We start from the raw sequence: 4,283 nt of genomic DNA, 5'->3' as shown, positions 1-4,283 counted from the left end.
TATTCGGCGTTCATATCGATACGGAGTGGCGATCAGACTGGAAATGGGAACGTATCAAAGACCACATCACCCCCTTAAAAAACCGGATTATACTCGATGTAGGCTGCGGTTCTGGTTATCACTGCTGGCGTATGTTGGGCGAAGGCGCACAAAATGTTATTGGGATCGACCCGAACTTTTTATTCTTACTACAGTTCGAGACTCTAAAGAAATATTGTGGCCCTCAAGCACCCATCCATTTGCTCCCAGTACGAATGGAAGATGTGACACCACAGCTAGAGGCCTTTGACACAACTTTCTCAATGGGCGTGCTTTACCATCGCCGCTCACCTATCGATCACCTATTGGAGCTCAAGGGGACCTTGCGCCAGGGCGGCGAACTGGTGCTGGAAACGCTCATTTGTGAAGGTGAGCTAGGCTATAGTCTAATGCCAGAGGATCGTTACGCCATGATGCGAAACGTCTGGTATCTACCAACTAAAGAAACCCTGAGCTTATGGCTAAGGCGAGCCGGTTTCACTAATATTCGCTGTGTAGAGAGCAACATCACCTCAACTGAAGAGCAGCGAAGCACGGACTGGATGAAGTTCCAATCCTTAAAGGACTTCCTAGACCCAACAGACCAGAGCAAAACGCTTGAAGGCTACCCTGCCCCTTTGCGTGCGACTTTCATTGCAAATAAAAAATAGCTTGTAGTCACTCTCAACTCAAAACACTCGCTCATAAAAAAAGCCTGAAAGCATAAAGCAATCAGGCTTTTTAAGTATTGATTAGCTAAATCAGTCGAAAGGATGTCTCAGCACAATCGTCTCAACACGATCAGGGCCGGTTGAAATAATATCAACAGGCGCTTCAATCTTCTCTTCAATGTACTTGATATAGCTTCGAGCATTTTCAGGAAGGTCTTCTAGTTTCTGCACACCTAAAGTGCTTTCTGACCAACCAGGTAGCGACTCAAATACAGGTTCCAGATCTTCATAACCTCGACCATCAAGCGGTGGGCGTGTTAATTCTTCACCCGCTTTAGTCTTATAACCTACACAAACCTGAATCTCTTCAAGACCATCTAGTACATCAAGTTTGGTCAAACAAATACCAGACACCGAATTGATCTGAATAGCATGACGTAAACCAACCGCGTCAAACCAACCACAACGACGTGGACGACCAGTGGTTGCACCAAACTCATGGCCTTTCTCGGCAAGATGACGACCTTGATCATTAAACAACTCTGTTGGGAATGGACCAGAACCAACTCGAGTTGTATAAGCTTTAGTAATACCCAGTACGTAATCAAGGTACATAGGACCGAAACCACTACCGGTCGCCGTGCCACCTGCGGTCGTATTTGAAGATGTTACAAATGGGTAGGTACCGTGGTCAATATCTAGCAAGGAGCCCTGGGCACCCTCAAACAAGATATTCTCACCCGCTTTACGGTATGCGTGAAGCTCGTCCGTGACATCAACCGCCATCGGTAAAAGAACCTTCGCCATCTCAAGCACATCATCAAGCGTCTTTTGATAATCTACAGGCTCAACTTTGTAGAAGTTTTCCAATACAAAGTTGTGGTATTCCATAATTTCTTTAAGCTTTTTAGCAAAGTTTTCTGCATCAACCAAGTCACCTAACCTTAGACCTCGACGAGAAACTTTATCTTCATACGCTGGGCCGATTCCGCGACCAGTCGTACCGATCTTATCAGCACCTTTCGCTATCTCTCGCGCTTGATCAAGCGCAACGTGATAAGGCAAAATTAATGGGCAAGCCAAACTCAGCTTTAAGCGCTCCTTAACCGGCACACCTTTTTCTTCAAGTTCAGTCATTTCCTTGATAAGAGCATCAGGAGCAAGCACGACGCCATTACCAATCAGACAAGTAACGTTATCACGTAGAATTCCGGAAGGAATCAAATGTAATACTGTCTTTTCCCCGTCAATTACCAGTGTATGACCGGCATTATGGCCACCCTGGAATCGCGCTACCGTCGCAACCTGATCTGTTAATAAGTCAACGATTTTACCTTTGCCTTCGTCACCCCATTGGGTGCCCAAAATGACAACATTCTTACCCATAACTTCTCTTCTCATAGAAAAAGCACAATGCTTTTATTGCTAATTGCCAGCTAAACAAGATACTGACAAGCCTTTAAACTGAATGGACCGCTATCTTAGCCGCCCGAAATAACACTAGCCAACAGGCTCAAGAGCCCATTGTTGATCTTTTAATACCAGCTGTTTGCTACAAGAATACCCTTTCGCAGTATCTGCAGCATTTAACGCTTGAACTACCTGATAGGACTTACGTAGCGCTGCTACCTCACTATGCAATTTTTTATCATCAGACAGAGGTGCAAAGACTCTTTCCTTTTCAGGCGTTTCTGCAGCCAAGCTAGAGACTTTCAAAATAGCTTTTAGATCTGCGCTAAAGCCGGTAGCAGGACGCGAACGTTCGTCCCGACCATGATCAAAACCTTTACCGATATCATCGTAGCGGCCACCTTTCGCTAAGGCATATCCATAACCCAAGCTGAACGCTGAAAACAAAATACCAGTATGATAGCTGTATCCACGTAACTCACAAAAATCGATCCCGATTTCAACACCATCAAAACGAAGCTGAATTTGATCAATAATTCTCTGCAGCTCAGCAATAGCGGAAACAATACCTTCGTTAGCGCTTAGCTTTAAACGCTCAACACTTTGACGAATTTTTTCTAGAGACTCAACACCACCACTTAGGTTGGCAATATCTCTAATAAGTAAAATTATCTCTTTATTTGCATCATCTGCTTGAGCTAAAGCGTCCAATTCAGGTATAGATTTTCGACTAAGTGCATCAAACACTTTAATTTCAGTACTTTCATCAAAGCTTGCAGATTCTAACAGCCCTCGGTAAATTCCGACATGCGCCAGATCAATATGTATACGACCTACCTGAGCGGCATTTAGCGTATCTAGCATCAAAGAAATTACTTCAAGGTCTGCCGCCTGGCTTTTCTCACCGAATAATTCACAGCCAATTTGCATCGGACAGCGGTTAGTAAGCATGTGTGCAGGTCTAGTATGTAGCACGGTGTCTGCATAGCATAGTCGGCTAATACCGTTAGTTTTAAGCATATGCGAGTCAATTCTTGCTACCTGAGGCGTTATATCAGAGCGTACCCCCATCAAACGGCCTGTGAGCTGATCGGTCACCTTAAACGTCTGTAAATCTAACTCGTTTCCAGTCCCCGTCAACAATGACTCTAAATACTCTATAAGCGGCGGTGATACCAGCTCGTAACCATAGGAAGCATAAATATCGAGCATCGACCGGCGCATCTGCTCTACTTTCCACGCTTCTGGTGGCAGCAGTTCATCAACCCCATCTGGCAGTAACCAGCGTTCAGACACACTCATGCAAATTCTCTCTTATGGACAGTCTTATCAAACAACATTATTTCAGCAAAATAAGGGCTGAAATTGGCCTTCAAATTCTAGAAGACCCAAAAGCACGCGATTTTACAGTTTTATTGCGCACAAAAAAACCAATGTTTGCAAAAAGCATAAAAAAACGCGAATAGAACTTATCTATTCGCGTTTTGATAGAGCGAAATTAACTTAGATTACTTCGCGTCAGGCTTCTTCATATACTTAAAGAAGTCGCTATCTGGTTTAAGCAGCAAGACATCATCTTTACCAGAGAATGTATCTGTATAAGCTTTCAAACTACGCGTAAAAGAATAGAACTCTGGGTCCTTATTGAAGGCTTCAGCATAGGTGTTTGCAGCAATGGCATCACCTTCACCACGTATTTCTTCCGACTTACGATAAGCATCAGCTTCCAGTACAATCTTTTGACGATCGGCGTTTGCCTTAATACCTTCTGCTAGCTCCTTACCCTGCGAACGAGTTTCTCTTGCTTCCCGCTCACGCTCAGTCGCCATACGACGGTATACGTTTTTACTCAAATCTTCAGGCAGGTCAATTCCTTTCACACGCACGTCGACCACTTGAATACCAAACTCACTAACCGTTTGCTCATTTAGCTTCTTGGTAATGATACTCATCAACTGATCACGCTCACCCGATACCACCTCAGTTAAGCTGCGAGATGCAAATTCGTCTCGTAAGCCTTTGTTGGTTGAGTTCGCCAACAAGGTCGTGGCTTGCCAACGATTACCCGCTGTTGCCTTGTAATAAGCTTTAACATCGACAATCTTCCACTTAATGAAAGAGTCAACGATTACAAATTTCTTACCCACGGTAAGAAAACGTGCTGGCTGTGCATCTAAGGTTAGA

At 44.3% G+C, this 4,283-nt stretch carries 4 protein-coding genes; 1 reads left to right on the top strand and 3 read right to left on the bottom strand.

Annotated elements, in window-relative coordinates:
- Positions 1-689, top strand: a 689-nt coding sequence (cmoB, locus tag A3761_RS11980) for a tRNA 5-methoxyuridine(34)/uridine 5-oxyacetic acid(34) synthase CmoB (protein WP_068750264.1), incomplete at its 5' end; no start/stop codon positions are given.
- Positions 690-779: 90 nt separating this feature from the next.
- Here cmoB and A3761_RS11975 read toward each other — a convergent pair.
- From A3761_RS11975 to hflC, 3 genes are all read right to left on the bottom strand, one after another.
- Positions 780-2,075: an adenylosuccinate synthase gene (locus A3761_RS11975; protein WP_068513457.1), complete on the bottom strand. Its 1,296-nt coding sequence runs from the start codon at positions 2,073-2,075 to the stop codon at positions 780-782.
- Positions 2,076-2,189: 114 nt separating this feature from the next.
- The gene (locus A3761_RS11970) at positions 2,190-3,401 is read right to left on the bottom strand and encodes an ATP phosphoribosyltransferase regulatory subunit (RefSeq protein ID WP_068513439.1); all 1,212 of its coding nucleotides are present in this window, start codon (positions 3,399-3,401) and stop codon (positions 2,190-2,192) included.
- A gap of 206 nt (positions 3,402-3,607) precedes the next feature.
- A partial coding sequence (gene hflC, locus A3761_RS11965) for a protease modulator HflC (protein ID WP_068750262.1) occupies positions 3,608-4,283 on the bottom strand: 676 nt, incomplete at its 5' end.

The organism is Oleiphilus sp. HI0123, from assembly GCF_001635315.1.
The sequence above is the reverse complement of the archived record's forward strand: the minus strand, read 5'-3'. Positions and strand labels throughout refer to the sequence as shown.

Bases quoted from the DNA above. Each gene is read 5' to 3' on its own strand.
- A3761_RS11975 (WP_068513457.1), bottom strand. From the start codon at position 2,075: ATGGGTAAGAATGTTGTCATTTTGGGCACCCAATGGGGTGACGAAGGC.
- A3761_RS11970 (WP_068513439.1), bottom strand. From the start codon at position 3,401: ATGAGTGTGTCTGAACGCTGGTTACTGCCAGATGGGGTTGATGAACTG.